Source organism: Paenibacillus sp. FSL H7-0716, assembly GCF_038002705.1.
GTDB lineage: Bacteria > Bacillota > Bacilli > Paenibacillales > Paenibacillaceae > Paenibacillus_AQ > Paenibacillus_AQ odorifer.
The window spans coordinates 122,083-138,066 of sequence record NZ_JBBODA010000004.1; the positions used below are offsets into that span (position 1 = coordinate 122,083).

General features: G+C 43.5%; 13 protein-coding genes and 1 pseudogene. 12 read left to right on the forward strand and 2 right to left on the reverse strand.

Annotation, left to right across the window (positions count from 1 at the left end; genetic code table 11):
- Positions 1-94: 94 nt before the first annotated feature.
- The 7 genes from MHH60_RS07110 to MHH60_RS07140 all read left to right on the forward strand — a co-directional run bounded on the left by MHH60_RS07110 (position 95) and on the right by MHH60_RS07140 (position 10,675).
- Positions 95-1,831: a sensor histidine kinase gene (locus tag MHH60_RS07110; RefSeq protein ID WP_076132839.1), complete on the forward strand. Its 1,737-nt coding sequence runs from the start codon at positions 95-97 to the stop codon at positions 1,829-1,831.
- A 5-nt stretch (positions 1,832-1,836) separates the two neighbouring features.
- Entirely contained in the window at positions 1,837-3,417 is a 1,581-nt protein-coding gene (locus MHH60_RS07115) for a response regulator (RefSeq protein ID WP_305953757.1), read from the forward strand.
- Between the two features lie 196 nt (positions 3,418-3,613).
- Positions 3,614-4,534 carry an ABC transporter permease gene (locus MHH60_RS07120; RefSeq protein WP_076132837.1) on the forward strand — a complete coding sequence of 307 codons (921 nt, stop codon included), beginning with the start codon at positions 3,614-3,616 and terminating at the stop codon, positions 4,532-4,534.
- Positions 4,535-4,574: 40 nt separating this feature from the next.
- Positions 4,575-5,456 (forward strand): carbohydrate ABC transporter permease, encoded by an 882-nt coding sequence (locus tag MHH60_RS07125; RefSeq protein WP_076132836.1) that lies wholly within the window; start codon positions 4,575-4,577, stop codon positions 5,454-5,456.
- A 54-nt stretch (positions 5,457-5,510) separates the two neighbouring features.
- Positions 5,511-7,097: an ABC transporter substrate-binding protein gene (locus MHH60_RS07130; RefSeq protein WP_076132834.1), complete on the forward strand. Its 1,587-nt coding sequence runs from the start codon at positions 5,511-5,513 to the stop codon at positions 7,095-7,097.
- A 552-nt stretch (positions 7,098-7,649) separates the two neighbouring features.
- A complete protein-coding gene (gene helD, locus MHH60_RS07135) occupies positions 7,650-10,076 on the forward strand; it encodes an RNA polymerase recycling motor HelD (RefSeq protein WP_076132832.1) in 2,427 nt (808 codons plus the stop codon).
- Positions 10,077-10,090: 14 nt separating this feature from the next.
- Positions 10,091-10,675, forward strand: a complete 585-nt coding sequence (locus MHH60_RS07140; protein ID WP_076132830.1) for a Crp/Fnr family transcriptional regulator — start codon at positions 10,091-10,093, stop codon at positions 10,673-10,675.
- 8 nt (positions 10,676-10,683) lie between these two features.
- On the opposite strand, the gene MHH60_RS07145 is transcribed toward MHH60_RS07140, so the two are convergent.
- Positions 10,684-11,403, reverse strand: coding sequence for a DUF4386 domain-containing protein (locus MHH60_RS07145; protein WP_076132829.1), 720 nt, complete (start codon positions 11,401-11,403; stop codon positions 10,684-10,686).
- A gap of 81 nt (positions 11,404-11,484) precedes the next feature.
- Positions 11,485-12,066 (reverse strand): TetR/AcrR family transcriptional regulator, encoded by a 582-nt coding sequence (locus MHH60_RS07150; protein WP_076132827.1) that lies wholly within the window; start codon positions 12,064-12,066, stop codon positions 11,485-11,487.
- A gap of 293 nt (positions 12,067-12,359) precedes the next feature.
- Between MHH60_RS07150 and MHH60_RS07155 the strand changes: the two genes are divergently transcribed.
- The 5 genes and pseudogenes from MHH60_RS07155 to MHH60_RS07175 all read left to right on the forward strand — a co-directional run bounded on the left by MHH60_RS07155 (position 12,360) and on the right by MHH60_RS07175 (position 15,937).
- Positions 12,360-13,547: an MFS transporter gene (locus MHH60_RS07155; protein ID WP_076132960.1), complete on the forward strand. Its 1,188-nt coding sequence runs from the start codon at positions 12,360-12,362 to the stop codon at positions 13,545-13,547.
- 75 nt (positions 13,548-13,622) lie between these two features.
- Positions 13,623-13,907, forward strand: coding sequence for an alpha/beta-type small acid-soluble spore protein (locus tag MHH60_RS07160; protein WP_036682328.1), 285 nt, complete (start codon positions 13,623-13,625; stop codon positions 13,905-13,907).
- 229 nt (positions 13,908-14,136) lie between these two features.
- Positions 14,137-14,319 (forward strand): annotated as a pseudogene (locus MHH60_RS07165) (YiaA/YiaB family inner membrane protein); the annotation flags it as partial.
- 57 nt (positions 14,320-14,376) lie between these two features.
- The gene (locus MHH60_RS07170; protein WP_305953524.1) at positions 14,377-14,613 is read left to right on the forward strand and encodes a YiaA/YiaB family inner membrane protein; all 237 of its coding nucleotides are present in this window, start codon (positions 14,377-14,379) and stop codon (positions 14,611-14,613) included.
- 247 nt (positions 14,614-14,860) lie between these two features.
- Entirely contained in the window at positions 14,861-15,937 is a 1,077-nt protein-coding gene (locus MHH60_RS07175; protein WP_076132826.1) for an ankyrin repeat domain-containing protein, read from the forward strand.
- Positions 15,938-15,984 lie beyond the last annotated feature (47 nt).

The window sequence follows — 15,984 nt, forward strand, 5'->3', positions numbered from 1 at the left end:
TTTTCCAAACACAATATCTAGTAACCGCTTTCATTCCATTGTAGAATGGATGAAAACAACGTTAGCATTGACTCGGATACAAGGGAGCATGGGTATGGAGAGGTTTTTATTCAGGAAAAAGTATATTCCGTTCACCTATAAGATGATGATACCATACCTCATTCTAGTATTGCTGACAGATGTATTGGTGGGTTATATAGCTTATACGATGCTCGTAGAGTCCAGAACGGAAATGGCGGAAACGAATGTGCGGACAGCTTTGAAGCAGACGAGGAACAATATCGAATATCAGACAGATGAAATCAAACGAATGACTAACTCGCTGTTTCTCAATACGAATTTCCAGAATGCTCTGCAGTTTAGGGGAGATGCATTGGAAAACATGCTCAAAATGAGGGATGATATCGTTCCTTATATGAAAGCCCCTCTGCAATTGTATGGGAACAATCTGAGACTTGTGCTCTATACCGCAAATGAAACGATGCTTGAAATCCCCGGTGATGATATGTCTGTACCTATCGGTAGAAGCGATTATTATATTCTTTCTGATCAGGTTATTGAAGATAAGGAATGGTTCAAGTCGATTGTTGCCAATAACAAAGACAGCTTGTGGCTTCAGGCGGACAGCGACAGTGAACTAAGCAATATTTCCTATTTCCGCAAGCTGGTTTCTTCCAAGGGAGGGCCATCGATTATTGGTTATATTCGCGTCACGGCGAGAATTGACGAGCTTTTTGGCAATTTCGATACTTTTCCGATTGAACAGGGCATAGACCTTCGTCTAGTGGATCGGGTTAGTGGATTAACTCTTTATGAACAAGGTATTGTCGATGAACATGCGAAGCAAGACGCTTATCTGATCATTAGTGAAGATATTCCGTTGTCTGACTATGCTATCGAGGTACGGGTGCCACATGCATACTTGAATAAAGATGCTAGCCGAATGCAGAAGGTGATCACCACCGTTTGTTTAATTAGCTTTTTAGTCATGGCGGTGATCGGCTTCCTCGTTGCCCGCATATCAGGCAAAAAAATTAAACGGATCGTATATTTGGTCCGGTCGTTTCAGGAAGGGAATTTTTATAAAAGAATTGGGTTTGCCGGGAACGATGAATTTGTCTACATTGCTAATAGTTTTAATCAGATGGCGACTAGCATCCAGGACCTGATCCAGAACGTCTATGAGCAAGGTATTCAGAAAAAGCAAGCAGAACTGGATGTGCTTCAAGCTCAGATCAGTCCGCATTTTTTGTACAATACATTGTCGACCATTGGCAGCTTGGCCAATTTAGGCGAAGTTGAGAAGGTTACACAGATGGTACAAGGTCTTTCTAAATTCTATCGCCTCACCTTGAATGAAGGACATGTCTATATCTCTCTTGAAAAAGAGCTGGAGCAGGTAAGGATGTATCTTGAAATTCAGAGGGTAAAGTATGCCGATGCGTTTGAGGTTTATTATGATATTGATCCTGATATTTTACAGGTTCCCATCATTAAGCTGATTTTGCAGCCGTTTGTAGAAAATATATTCAAGCATGCTTGGTTTGGGGAGACGATTGCGATCCGGATTACCGGAAAACGGCTGGGTGAACGCATCGAGCTCAAGGTCATCGATAACGGAATTGGTATGCGGGCGGATACACTGCGAAATATGCGTTCGAGCTCATTCCATTCGAGCAGCTATGGACTGAGAAACGTGGAGGAACGAATCAAGCTGAGATACGGCCATGATTTCGGCATTCATATCGGCAGTTACTTTGGGGCAGGAACGACCGTTCAAATTATCTTACCGGTGGATAATGCGGAAATCCGGGAAGTTATGGGGGAGTAAATAGTATGGCGATGGAGATCAACGTTCTGCTGGTGGATGATGAAGTGATCGATTTGGAATGGCTTAGACGGCGGGTGGCGGGCAGTGATCATTTGCCTTTGCATAGCGTGAGAACGGCAACGAGCGGTTTTGCCGCTTTAAAAATGATGGAGCAGCACCGCATTGATATCATTCTCTCCGATATCCGCATGCCGATTATGACGGGCGTGGAATTTGCCCGGAAAGCGAAGGAGATTAACCCTGAGGTCCATCTGCTTTTTATTAGCGGACATCAGGATTTCAACTATGCCAAAGAGGCAATTCAATTAAATGCTTCCGGTTATTTGCTTAAGCCCGTCGATGATGACGAGTTGAATAAGACGCTGACTGAACTCTGCGCCAAGATCGAGAAGGAGAGGAAGCAGCATATTTCCTTATCGGAAACACTGACGCTTGTGAATCAGGAGCTGCTGCTGCGCTGGTTTAATGAGACTGCCCCGGGGCAGGTCGAGACGCATATTCACAACGTTCTTACGTCTTACTTACAAGGCGCGTCGGCGGTTGCCATCGTCGAGATCGACGATATGGCACGGAAAATCCAAACTTGGACGGAAGAAGAGCGGAGTTTATGGAGCAGCACAGCCAATCAGTTTATCCGGAAGTTCGCGCAAGATCAAAATTTAGGCATGGTCATCACAACCTATGACTATCATTTTGTGATCCTTGCTGCGGTTCAGGAACAATATTTTACCGCATTGATGGAAGAGCTCATTCGGACATTCTATCAGGAGTTCTCCTGTTCAATTACGATTGGAAGAGGGATGTACACAACAGAACTGGGTAAGCTGCATGATTCCTATCGGCAGGCTCAGGCTGCTTTAAGTATTAAATGGATTGTTGGGAAAAATAGAATCATCCAAGATGCCTCGGAATGGAGCCCGAAGGAAAAAATCGCCTCAGATTTAGAGGTTATTGTGGACCGGATGCTTAAAGCCATGCTCGATTATGACCTTACCACCATTGATGATTGTTTGCTGCAGCTGTTTGCCGGGGACAGTCCGCTCTCCCAGAAAAACGACATCTACGATATCATTATTCGGATTACCTCCAAGCTTCATGCCGATCTGCAGCAAATGAACGAGCATCTATATGAGATTTTGAATTGGGATTCACATCATCCCTTTGTGCTGTTTCAGTTCGAAACGGTGCATGATATTCTCTCTTGGCTGAGAAGAAGGTTTTTTGAGTTGTCGGAGCTGCTTTATTTGAAACGGCAAAGACAAAAGCGGAAGTTAATTGATGAAATCACGGAATATGTGAAAGAGAGACTAGATCAAAAAATAACGCTGAACGAAGTGGCCGCTCATTTCGATTTTACGCCTAATTATCTGGGGCATTTGTTCAAGGTTGAAACCAACAGTTTATTCAGTGATTTTCTAAGTGAATTACGGATGAAACGGGTATGCGAGCTGCTCGAAGATCCGACTAAGAAAGTGTATGAGATTGCGGAACAAGCCGGATATAAAAATATTATTTATTTCAACAGACAGTTCAAGCAATACATGGGCATGTCGCCCGGAGAGTACCGGAAGAAAAATAAAATCTAACAAACCAGCGGTGAAAATGAAAACCCGGCGATGATTTTTCGGTTATTGGAGAATCGCTGCCGGGTGTTTTTGGTCTGCCGGCTAACCTTTTTTTATCGAATCGTTGAATTAGTATTATGTTTAGTTGTTTCGCTGAATTATCTAAGCGCCTTCGCCCTTTTATAATAAGTGATATAGAGAAGAGAGGGGTGCAAAGATGAAAGGGCATACATTTTGGAGCGATTTAAAGAATTATAGGGTTCTCTTGCTGATGCTGGCTCCGGCGGTTGCTTTTTTCCTTCTGTTTGCCTATGTCCCGATGGCGGGCATTATTATTGCCTTCAAGCATTACGATTACGCGGGCGGTATTTTTGGAAGTGCCTGGAACGGGCTCGACAACTTCCGCTTTTTCTTTGAATCAGGTGATGCTTGGCGGGTAACACGAAATACAGCACTATATAACATTGCATTTATCGTCGTCAATAACAGTTTGCAAATTTTTGCAGCGATTATGTTGTTTGAGGTCGGTGGTAAATGGTTCCGCAAAATCACACAATCGGCGTTGTTCCTGCCGTACTTTATCTCATGGGTCGTTGTCGGTGCGATTGCTTATAACCTGCTAAATTATGATATCGGCACCGTGAATGCTTTGCTCAGAGGTATCGGACTCCAGCCTGTCGATATTTATAATACACCTTCCTATTGGCCGTATATTCTGGTTCTCGTTTCTGCATGGAAAAGTCTTGGATACGGAACGGTGATGTACTTGGCTGCGATTACGGGGATAGATACAGAAATGTATGAAGCAGCCGAAATCGATGGGGCTAATATTTTTCAGCGAATTATGAAAGTAACCATTCCGAATTTGTATCCAACGATTATTATTCTGGTGCTGCTGGCAGTCGGGAACATTTTCCGTGGTGATTTCGGGATGTTCTATAACATGATCGGCAACAACGGCTTGTTGTTCTCCTCGACAGACGTTATCGACACTTTCGTATTTAGGTCACTGATTACTTCGAATGATATCGGCATGTCAGCTGCAGCTGGAGTTTTCCAGTCCGTTCTTGGCTTTGCGACGATCATGTCAGTGAACTATGCTGTCCGTAAATACGACAAAGACCGCGCTCTGTTCTAATCGTGTCAAGAGTTAAGTCTTTCATAATGGAGGTAACGATATGAAGCAGCTCGATCGTAAAATATTTTCAGGTATTGGTTATGTGTCCCTGATTTTTCTCTCAGTTTTATGTATTTTCCCTTTTATACTTGTCGTATCTTCATCCTTTACGGAGGAATCCAAAATCCTAACGGATGGTTATCAATTTATACCGACTGCCTTCTCAACCGAGGCGTACAGCATTTTGTTTAAGTATCCCGAACAGATGATTCAAGCCTATATAGTGACAATAGGGGTTACTATACTCGGCACGGTGCTTGGCTTGTTTCTGACTTCGATGACTGCTTATGCGCTATCCCGAAGAGATTTTAAGTGGCGCAATAAATTTTCGTTCTTCTTTTTCTTTACGACTTTGTTCAGCGGCGGTTTGGTTCCGTGGTATCTGCTTATGGTCAACTACCTGCATATGAAGGATACGCTAATGGCCTTAGTGGTTCCGATGATGCTTAATGTCTTTTATATCATTGTTATGAAGTCTTTTATGGGCAGCATTCCGGAAGCGATTGTAGAATCGGCAAAAATTGACGGCGCAGGCGACTTTAAGATCTACGCTCGTCTAATCCTGCCGCTGTCCAAGCCTGCGTTAGCTACCATTGGATTGTTTCTAGCACTTGCCTACTGGAACGACTGGTATAATGCATTGCTGTTTGTATCGAATGAAAACTTGATGCCACTCCAATATTACTTGTATAAAATGCTTGGTAATATGGATGGCATGCGCAAAGCGATGATGGGGGCAGGGGCAGTCGTAACGACATCGATCCCAACCGAGAGCTTGAAAATGGCGATGACAGTTGTGGCCACTGGCCCAATTTTGCTGGCTTATCCATTCGTGCAGAGGTATTTTGTCCAAGGTTTGACGATTGGTGCTGTGAAAGGATGAACCCGGGGAAACTCGGTTTATCAATACAATTAAACACAAGGGGGAAGGCTTGAGATGCTGAAGAGAAATAGATTGATGATGCTAGCGCTCGTTTTAACCTTCGTAATGATTCTAAGTGCATGTGGTGGTGGCAATAACAATGCTAATACGTCTGCACAGGCTACAAATAATGCGTCAGAGGGAGGAAGCGACACTACGAACACCTCAGAACCTGCAACTACCTCAGACACCCTTGATACCTCTAAAGAAGTGAAGCTGAAAATGATTTTTGTTGGTCCTAAACCGATAGACTATGATAGCGTTTTTGCTGAAATTAATAAAAAGCTGAAAGAAAAAATTAATGCTACTGTAGAGGGCGAGTTTCTGGATTGGTCGGACTGGGCGCAAAAATATCCGCTGAAGCTGGCAGCAAATGAGGATTTTGACCTCATCTATTCGGCAAACTGGGCTGGTTACAATGACCAGGCGCTGAAAGGCGGATTCCTGGAATTGACCGACGAGCTGCTTACCAAATATATGCCGCAGACTTTAGCAGCTATGTCTGATGTGAGCTGGGATCAGGCTAAGGTAAATGGGAAACTGTACATGGTTCCACAAAACAGAGGGGAATCCGTTGAGAAATTGATTTTGTACCGTGAGGATTTGCGTAAGAAATATAATCTTCCTGAGATCAACAGCCCAGAAGCGTATGCCACTTATTTGAAAACCATAGCGCAAAATGAAAAAGGAATTACGCCGTTCACTCCGGAAACAGGAGACTGGAAATATCATAATTTGGACCGTGTATTGCTGAAGCAACAAAACGAATGGAATATGTTTGATCTCGACCTTCCGTTTGCTTTCAAATTGACGGATGAAAAAGGGCAAGTATTTAACGTATACGAAACGCAAGAGTTTAAAGACCTACTTGTATATTACAAAGATCTCGCTGATAACAATGCTTGGTCGAAAAACGTTTTAAACAGTAAAAATGATCATCAGGCCGATTTTAAAGCAGGCAAAACAGCATCGATTACGCACAACAACGGAACACTTGGAGCACTTATGGCTTTGATGCGCCAAGAGAATTCCCCTTATGAAGTAGCATTGGCTGACATCAACCAAGGCAAGAAGAAATCAGTGGCGATTTCCACACAAAACGGTACTTCGATCCATGCTACTTCCAGAAATGTGGAACGTTCCTTGATGTTCCTCGATCTGATGCAAAATGATAAAGAACTGCACGACCTAATGATGTACGGCCTTAGCGGTGTACATTACGAAGCGGTTGGCGATGACAAATATAAAGCCCTTGAAAAGAATCCGAACTATACTGGCTTCTCTAACTGGAACTTCAACTCGCCACTTAACCGTGACAATGAAGCATTCCCGCAAGAAGCAAACGATCTGGCTAAAGGCTGGGAAGCAAATGTCTATCACTACGCGCTTGAAACCTTCGTATTCGATAACAGCAAAGTGAAAACGGAAATTGCCAACGTTGGTAACGTAATGCTCCGTTATGCGATTCCGCTTGAGTACGGCGTAATCAAAGATATCGACAAAGGTCTTGAAGATCTGAACAAGCAACTGAAATCCGCGGGCATTGATAAAATCCAAACCGAACTGCAAACTCAAATCGATGCTTTCTTGGCAAACAAATAAGCTACAGAATAAGGGAGACCTAACAGTCATCAAATGGCTGTTAGGTCTCCCTGTTTAATTGGTCATCCGCGGTTGAAGCCGCTATCGGACACAGTTGACCCTAATGGCAGCTTTATCGCACTTTTGGAATACTAACGGACTCCACAGTCGCTATTAGCCTAAAACACGCCTAGAATGAAGCTCAGGATAAAGAATAGCTGCACTGGAGTCCGAAAGTCTGCTTTAAAGGCTGAAAATCAGTAAATAAAGTCACCTCGGTCCGTTAGGCAGACTAAAACAAAAAGCATCAGCCCTTCTGTTAGGGAGAACCGCTACTCTTTGTCAAAAGGAATAAAAAAGAAGAACCGGCATGAGCTGCCGGTTCTTCTTAATATATAATTTGCGCGCAATGAAATAACGTGATAATATGAGAAGACCACTGTTGATCTGCGTATTTTAGACAGATTTATTACATCTTATTTATACATTAATAATACCACGCGGATTGGCAGTTTGTCAAATTTGTATTTTTGCTTCTTGATAACAACCTTGAAAAGGAGCGTGTTAGTAAAAATGTTAAGCGAAAAAGATTGGCAGGGAGAACAGAAACGGCTAGATTTGGTCACGGAAGAATTGCAATCAAAGATTGGCGAGCTGGAACCGGAAGTGACAGGATTACGTGAACAGGTGACGGACATCCGCAAGCAGTTTTGGGAGGAAGTTACGGTCAATACGAGCACACATGAGGATTTCGAGGAGACCTTTTACAGTATAAAACAGCAGGAAGCATTGTTGTCTGAGCGGGAGCGTAGCCACCGCCAACGGATGCAGCGTTATAAGAACATGAAACGGCTGCTGCCGTCACCCTATTTTGGACGAATGGACTTTCAAGAAGATGGATTGAACTCTAATGAGCAAATCTATATCGGGGTGGCGTCTTTCATCGATGCAGAAGGTGTCAACTTTCTGGTATATGACTGGCGGACACCTATTGCAAGTATGTATTATGACCATTCGCCAGGCGCCGCCTCTTACGATACACCCGGAGGACAAATTTCGGGGACAATGATGCTGAAGCGGCAATACCAGATCCGTCAGGGTCAGCTTCAGAACGTGTTCGATACGAGCTTAACGATCGGTGATGAATTACTTCAGCAGGTGCTTGGTAAGGGCGCGGATTCACAAATGAAGAGCATCGTGGCGACTATTCAGAAGGAACAGAACGCTATAATCCGCAACGACAGTAGCCATATGCTAATTGTGCAGGGGGCGGCGGGCAGCGGAAAAACATCCGCAGCGCTGCAACGGGTAGCCTATTTACTATATAAACACCGCGATAGGCTCAAGGCAGATCAGATTGTTCTTTTTTCGCCTAATCCGATGTTTAACAGTTATGTATCTACGGTGCTTCCCGAGCTTGGCGAGGAGAATATGCAGCAAACCACCTTTCAGGAGTATGTTGATTATTGGCTCGGATCTACGCTTCGTTTAGAGGACCCGTTCGAGCAGATTGAATTTGTACTGACGTCCAAAGCTTCTCCAGAGTATGAAGCGCGCCTAACTGGAATGTTGTATAAAGCTTCAGAAGCTTTTTTGCATGCTCTGCAAAACTATGCGTTGTGGTTAGGGAAGGAAGGGATGCTATTCCATAGTATCCGTTTTCGGGACCGCGAGTTGATTACTGCGGAGCAGATGAAATCACAATTTTACAGCTATGACAGCTCCATTCGTTTGGCTAATCGCATCGTTTTATTGCGTGAATGGCTACTGCGTCAGTTGGCTTCGCTGGAGCGTCAGGAACAGGAGGCATTCTGGGTTCAAGATGAACTCGATTACCTCGATACCGATCAGTATGCCGAAGCCTACAGTGAGATACTTAAGAAGTATCGGCGGGAAGAAGCCGTCTTTGATTTTACGACTCAGTATCTTGAGAACTATGGGGATTTTCCTAATCAGGATCAAGGGGAAGAGAATGTTTTTGACTTTGGTCTGCAGGAAGAAGAACTGCTGCGCCGCATGATTGTGAAGGAGCACTTTAAACCGCTGAGACGGGATACCAAACGGCTTAAGTTCATAGATACGATTGGTTTATACAATCAGTTATATAGCGACGATGTCATTTATCGAAGAATGACGAACGAGACTGAGGTACCTGCTCAGTGGCTGGAAATTTGTAAGCAAACAAAGGAAAAGCTGAGCCGCGATGAGCTCTTTTGTGAGGACGCCACTCCATTCCTGTATTTAAAAGAGCTTGTCGAGGGTACTCGCATGAACACTGAGGTGCGGCATCTGTTTATCGATGAAGGCCAGGATTATTCGCCGTTCCAATACGCGTTTCTCAAACAGCTGTTCCCCCGCGCGCGCATGACTGTGCTCGGCGATTTCGGCCAAGCGATTTTTCCTCAAGCAACGAATTTACACGAGGTGGATTCGCCTTTGATCGGGCTTTATGGTGAAGGTGAAACGAGCCTGATCCGTCTAATTCGAAGTTATCGCTCAACCCGTCAGATTGTGGAGTTTACGAAGGCGTTGCTGCCTAATGAGGAGATCGTACCTTTTGAAAGAGAGGGTAACAAGCCGTTCCTAGTGAAGGCGAGTAGTGACGTAGAGCGGGCGAAAAGAATTAAAGAGGATCTTGCGGCGCTGATGGCTGAAGGGCTCGACTCTATTGCCGTGATTACCAAGACTGCAGCTGAAAGCCGTGCGGCCTATGAAGAATTAAAGTCACAAGGATGCGAAGCTCTGCGGCTTATTACGAAGGAGACGCTCACTTTTGAGAAGGGCGTTTTGGTAATTCCCGCGTATCTCGCAAAAGGGGTTGAATTCGACGCCGTACTGATTTATGATGCTTCCACACAGACGTATGATCGGGAAAGCGAACGCAAGCTTTTTTATACAGCCTGTACGCGTGCGATGCATCGGCTTCTGCTGTACACAACAGGTGAGTGGTCACACTTTATTCAGCCGTTAGAGGGATCTTTATATGAGGTCGTGCAATGAGATTGGAGAGATAAATGAAAAGCATATTGTATAAGTATATGAGTAAATTTACATCTCTTAACGAAATGGAACAGCAGGATATTGTTGAAGGTATTCCTATTGAGGAATACAAGAAGGGAACTGTACTCCTTAGACAAGGAGACGTTCCCTCAAAATGTTTTTTTGTGTTAAAGGGATGTGTAAGGCAGTCCTCGATAGATGAATCGGGAAAAGAGGTCACATCTAATTTTTATACGGAAGAGCAAGCGGTTTCGATTTTTAATCGGCATCAGGAGAGTAGACCCTCAGCGTACACCTTAACCTGCCTAGAAGACAGCATGTTGGTGGTTGGTAATCTTAATGCGGAACAGGATATGCTCCATAAATACGCTCAGCTGGAAACCATGATACGCAAAATGGTAGAGGAAAACTTGGGTGAGGTTCAGGATGAGTTGACTTCTTTTATTGCTTCCAATCCTGAAGAACGTTACAAAGCCTTGTTACAAAAAAGACCTCATTTACTTACCCGTGTCCCCCAACATCAATTAGCCAGTTATTTGGGGGTTACGCCAGAGTCATTAAGTAGAATTAAAAAGCGGGTTCATTCCAGTGATGAATAACAAAATCGTTATACACTTTTGGGGATTTTTCCACCTCTAAGCAGTAGCCATATCCCAAAGCCTAGTTCTCCTACAATCATAGGAATAGTAAAAATAAAATTAAGTGTTGTAATGACCGCCTCATATTGTGGGAGAAACATTTTGCTTAGATGAATGATAATATAGCCTATTGAAGCAAGCAGCAGCAAGATGCTGATTACTTTAGGAATGACATCGGATTTTAAAGCCACATAGCCCACTATTAACAAATGCCCGCCAAAAACGACCAGCCCCATAGACCAAATGGATTGAAATGCATCCAGAAATAACATCATAAATGCTTGAGTTTGTTCGATTGTTAATGAGGAAAAGCCATTTGTGTTTCCCGTGAGCAGCAGCACAAATATCAAGGTTAAAATAGAGATTGCCAATATAGCGGAATAGGTTAGACGGAGCCATGCGCCGAGTAATGAAAGATTTTGGTTGACGGGTTCTAGAAACACATAAAACGCCCAGGCGACCAGAATGTCAGTAATCATAATGATGATCCAGCCCAAGATTTCCCCTTTGAAAAGGTTGTTGGAAGATACGATGTTAATAAATGTGGTACTGGCATCGCCTTGCACAACAAGAGTCCCATGGACAAAGCCATATGAAAAAAATGAAGCGAGGGTCATGATGATCAGTGATATTCCAGCTGTTAAAGCGGACTTACGCTGATTCGTTAGGTCTTTTTCTGAGATAACCATAAGATAGCCTCCTAAAGGACTTTTATTTCATTGTAATTAGGAGTACTATGGCGGGCATTGACTTAAATCAAGACTCTGAATTTAATCAAGCGAAGTAAGTATCATTGTTATCGCGTTATCAACAAAGGATCGCTCCGGGCGGGATTTCAAGAGTACAGTAAGCCCTATTAGCGATACGATTAGTGCTTGTGCCAAGGCCTTCGCATTTACACCACCCTTAAGCTCACCTGATTGTATACCGCGTTCAATAGTTTCTTGAAATATGACCGATAGATACATTTGGTGTTCTCTTGTAAGAATCTCGAATTTCTCATCATGAGGTGCCAGCTCAACCATTGTATTGATGCAAAAACACCCTCGGTTCACACTGCCTGCATACTCCTCAGCCACCACATCTTCAAAAAAACTCCTAAAGGCTTTTTTTACGGATGGATTGCTTTGAAGTTGGGCTCGGACACGGGAAGCATGGGACATCGTGTATTTACGTAGCGCAGCTTCGAACAATTCTTTTTTGTCTCCAAAAGCTGCGTATATACTGGGGCGTTGAATGCCCATTCTGGAAGTTAAATCGCTTAATGAAGTAGCCTCATATCCCTTCTCCCAAAATAGCTCCATAGCTGATTCTAATACTTTTTCCTCGTCAAATTCGCGGGTTCGAGCCATTATAACACCCCTCGTTATATTTGATTTCAATAATTTATTACCGAACAGTATTTTATAATACTAAAACTAGTCGTATAAATTGTCAAATGAAAGTCGGTGGCATCAAATATTTATGTTGACACACGCCATTTTGTAAGATAAATTTACTGAGCACAATAACATACTGATCGGTATGAAATGTGTTTGCGATTTAAATTTAACAGAGAAAGGGTGTGTCCAAATTGCAGGGGACTAAAGAGAAGCTTTCGTCACACGAGACGCATACGCCATCTGATTCTTTTCATGCTTCCTCGATGCCTCGTTATATGACACTTTTGTTTGCCGTTGTCTGCGGGATGTCGGTTGCAAACATCTACTTTGCACAACCGTTGCTCGATCATTTATCGAGAGAATTTGGTATTGATTATTCAACCATTGGTATTCTTATTACTATCACGCAGATTTTTTATGCAGTGGGGCTGTTACTGCTCGTGCCACTTGGAGATTTACTGAATCAGCGCCGCCTGATTACCGGCCAGATGTTATTATCTGTGGTGGCTTTGATTATCGTGGGTACTGCCTCTTCCATCACGGTACTATTCGTAGGTATGGCCTCAGTGGGACTACTCGCTGTTGTAACGCAGACGCTTGTTGCGTTCGCGGCGACAATGGCTGCCCCTGCCGAACGCGGGCGAGTCGTAGGCATGGTCACAAGTGGAATTGTGATTGGAATACTTCTTGCACGATCCATTTCAGGAATACTTACAGATCTTGCAGGTTGGCGTTCCGTATACCTTGTTTCTGCTGCTTTAATGCTTTGTATGGTGTGTACATTATTTAGGGTGTTACCAAATGTGGAACGTGAGGTAAAAACACTGTCATACGCTCAGCTGCTTAGCTCAGTGTTTATGTTGTTTGTACAAGAGAGAGTATTACGTATCCGCGCTATTCTGGCTTTACTGATTTTTACTGCTTTTAGTATTCTGTGGACTTCTGTGGTCTTGCCTCTTAGTGCTCCGCCGTTATCACTTTCACATACTGCAATTGGGGCATTTGGTCTGGCGGGAATTGTGGGAGCATTAGCTGCTGCGCGGGCGGGAAAGCTAGCTGATCAGGGTCATGGACAGAGAACGACAGGCATAGCCTTACTTCTATTGTTGATTTCATGGTGGTTTATCAGTTTTACCGAGCAGTCGCTGTTGGCACTGGTCATTGGTATTGTTCTGCTTGATTTGGCTGTGCAGGCGGTGCATGTCACCAATCAAAGTATAATACTTACCTTGCGCATGGAGGCACGTAGTAGGCTTACCGCAGGATATATGGTTTTTTACTCCATTGGAAGTGCTACCGGATCGATTGCCTCCACTCAAATCTATTCTCACTATGGCTGGAACGGGGTGTGTTGGCTTGGAGCTTCTGTTAGTGCTGCGGCTTTTTTATTTTGGGCTGTAACCTTGCGTGCTACGAATGCCGCGTTGCAACGGCGCCCTGCTTGGAAATAATCGGGGCAAGTCCATAAGGGTGGAGGTTCCGTTTTCCGGGCATGTTATTTAAAACAGGTTTGGGAGGGGATAAGGATGTCTAGAAGAAACAGGAAATATGCAGTGCCGGGAGCCAGCCGCGGAATGCAAATTTTTAAAGCGGAAGTGATGCGGCGCGAGGGGTATGATGTAGATCCGGAGCGGCCTGATGATGTGAAATACGAAGTCGCAAAAGAACTGGGTGTCCCTTTGGAGCACGGTCAAAATGGTCATTTGAGCACAGAATCGGTGGGCCAGATCGGCGGTAAAATTGGTGGATCGATGGTCCGCGAAATGATTCGTCTCGCACAGCAGCAATTGGTGGATCAGGAAAGGCAGTAGCATTTTTCTAATATATGTTGCAGTGATCGCGGGAGGCGGTTTTCGTCCTATATTGTATGGGACTGAGACCGTCCTTTCAGTGTTTGCGTTATTTTATATTCGTATAGTAAAAAAATTCCTGAAATTCCCTAAAACAACCTGATTCGTGGTAGAATTTTACCGATGTTCCACGGTATAGTGGAGAAGGATATACCATCATTCAAGTCTGTAGTGGGAGAGGAATTATCAGATGAATCAGAGATATCGCAAACGCAACACGGCTGCTTTTACGGGGGCATCGTATTTTGCATTGGGGGCAGGACTTTTTCTATTCTGTTTGGGAGTGTACAACGACACTTGGGAGCTAAACGTAAAAGGGTATTATTTGCTCTGTATGGTGTTAATTACGATTTCCTGTATCGTTGTGCAAAAGGTGGTTAGGGACAATACAGAGGATAAAGAATTTCGTTTGGATAACCCTAAACACAGGATGAGAAACACAGGGGCCTTCACAATTATGGCTTTTGTGGGTTTGATTATCGGTTATGCGATGTTTTTTATTGGCCTTTACAATGCTCCATTTGAATTAAATGTAAAGGGGTATTACATAGCTGTTATTCTCTTGATTTCTTATAGCGCTATTGGCGTTCAGAAAGTGACGCGGGATAACGCGGAAGATAACGAGATTCTTGCCGAGCAAGAGGCGAGACGGGACATCCAAGGGTAAAGAGGGATATATCCAGCTTTTTCGCTGGCAACAGCTAGCTGCTTCAACTTTACTTACCATCATAAATTGTAAACAGGAGCTTCGTGTATTTACGGAGCTTCTTTTTATTTTTGAAATAGCAGCAATAATCTTGCCGATCTGAACATTATGATGACTATTTGTTAGAACAACATCCTTAGTTTGGATTGTTTTTTACTATTCGGTTCTCTATACTCTTCATAATACTTGAAGTAGGGGTGGATAATGGATGATCCGTCTGAAGGATATAGGGAAGTTCGAGGAACTGCCGCAAATGGCCATGCATATTTACAATGGAAACATTCCGGAATTAGAGGCTGCCATTAGAGCAGGCTGGGATATTGAAGAGGGCATCGTCCTTAGCCAATATACTACGTTAACCCCGTTAGATTTGGCGCTTATATCAGAGAGAATGGATGTCATAAAGCTGCTGGTACAGCACGGTGTAAATCTGAATGTGAAGAATAATCCGGCTTTTTTGCTCGCGGTTCGCTATTGCAAAGAAGATATCGTCCGCTATATTGCAGCACAAGGGGCTAAACTGGACAAGCTTAATCAGGTCAAGTCAGGTGCATATTCGCAGGCCTACTATGGCAACAAAAACAATATCCCGCTCATTCATGAGCTAGGATTAGATATTAAGCAGCATGGTGGGGCTGTATTACGCAAAGCGGTGTCAGATCATGACCTTAAGACCGTTACTTATTTACTGGATCATGGGGTGGACATTAATTACAACAAATCCGATATGGTCTATCCTTATCAAGCGAATCCGTTAACAGTTGCCACAAGAATGGGTAATCAAGCGATGGTACAATTTTTGATTGAACGTGGCGCAGACGTTACCTTGGCAGAAAAAGATGGCGATCGCCCGTACACCATTGCAGTGAGCAATAAGAATACAGCTTTGGCTGACTATTTGAAATCGTTAGAGCCGGCTGAATTTCATGATATCGAGAACAAGAAGTTTGAGCTGAGAAAATATAAATTGTCTGATGAATTGGTTAGCTTTCTTACTGGAAAAAATCTGCGTCTTGAGCTAACACAAAATGAATATGAAATTAGATATATCGACATTTTCACATTAACTGATACCATTGAAATGAAAATTGGCCGGCAAAAGCTGCTCCGTCTGTCAGCCGATATAGATAATTACTCTGATCTGCTGCTTATGTGGAATCCGAAGAAAAAAGGACTGATCGGCTGTTACGACGTGGAACATCAGACGTACGCGGATTTATGTAGTTTTGCAGATTTTCTCACGCAACCGGAGATATACCTCATTAATTTTCTTGAAGGAACATAGTTGTTAATATCTCATGATCTGTCTATTTCTTTTGCAGGAATCATTCT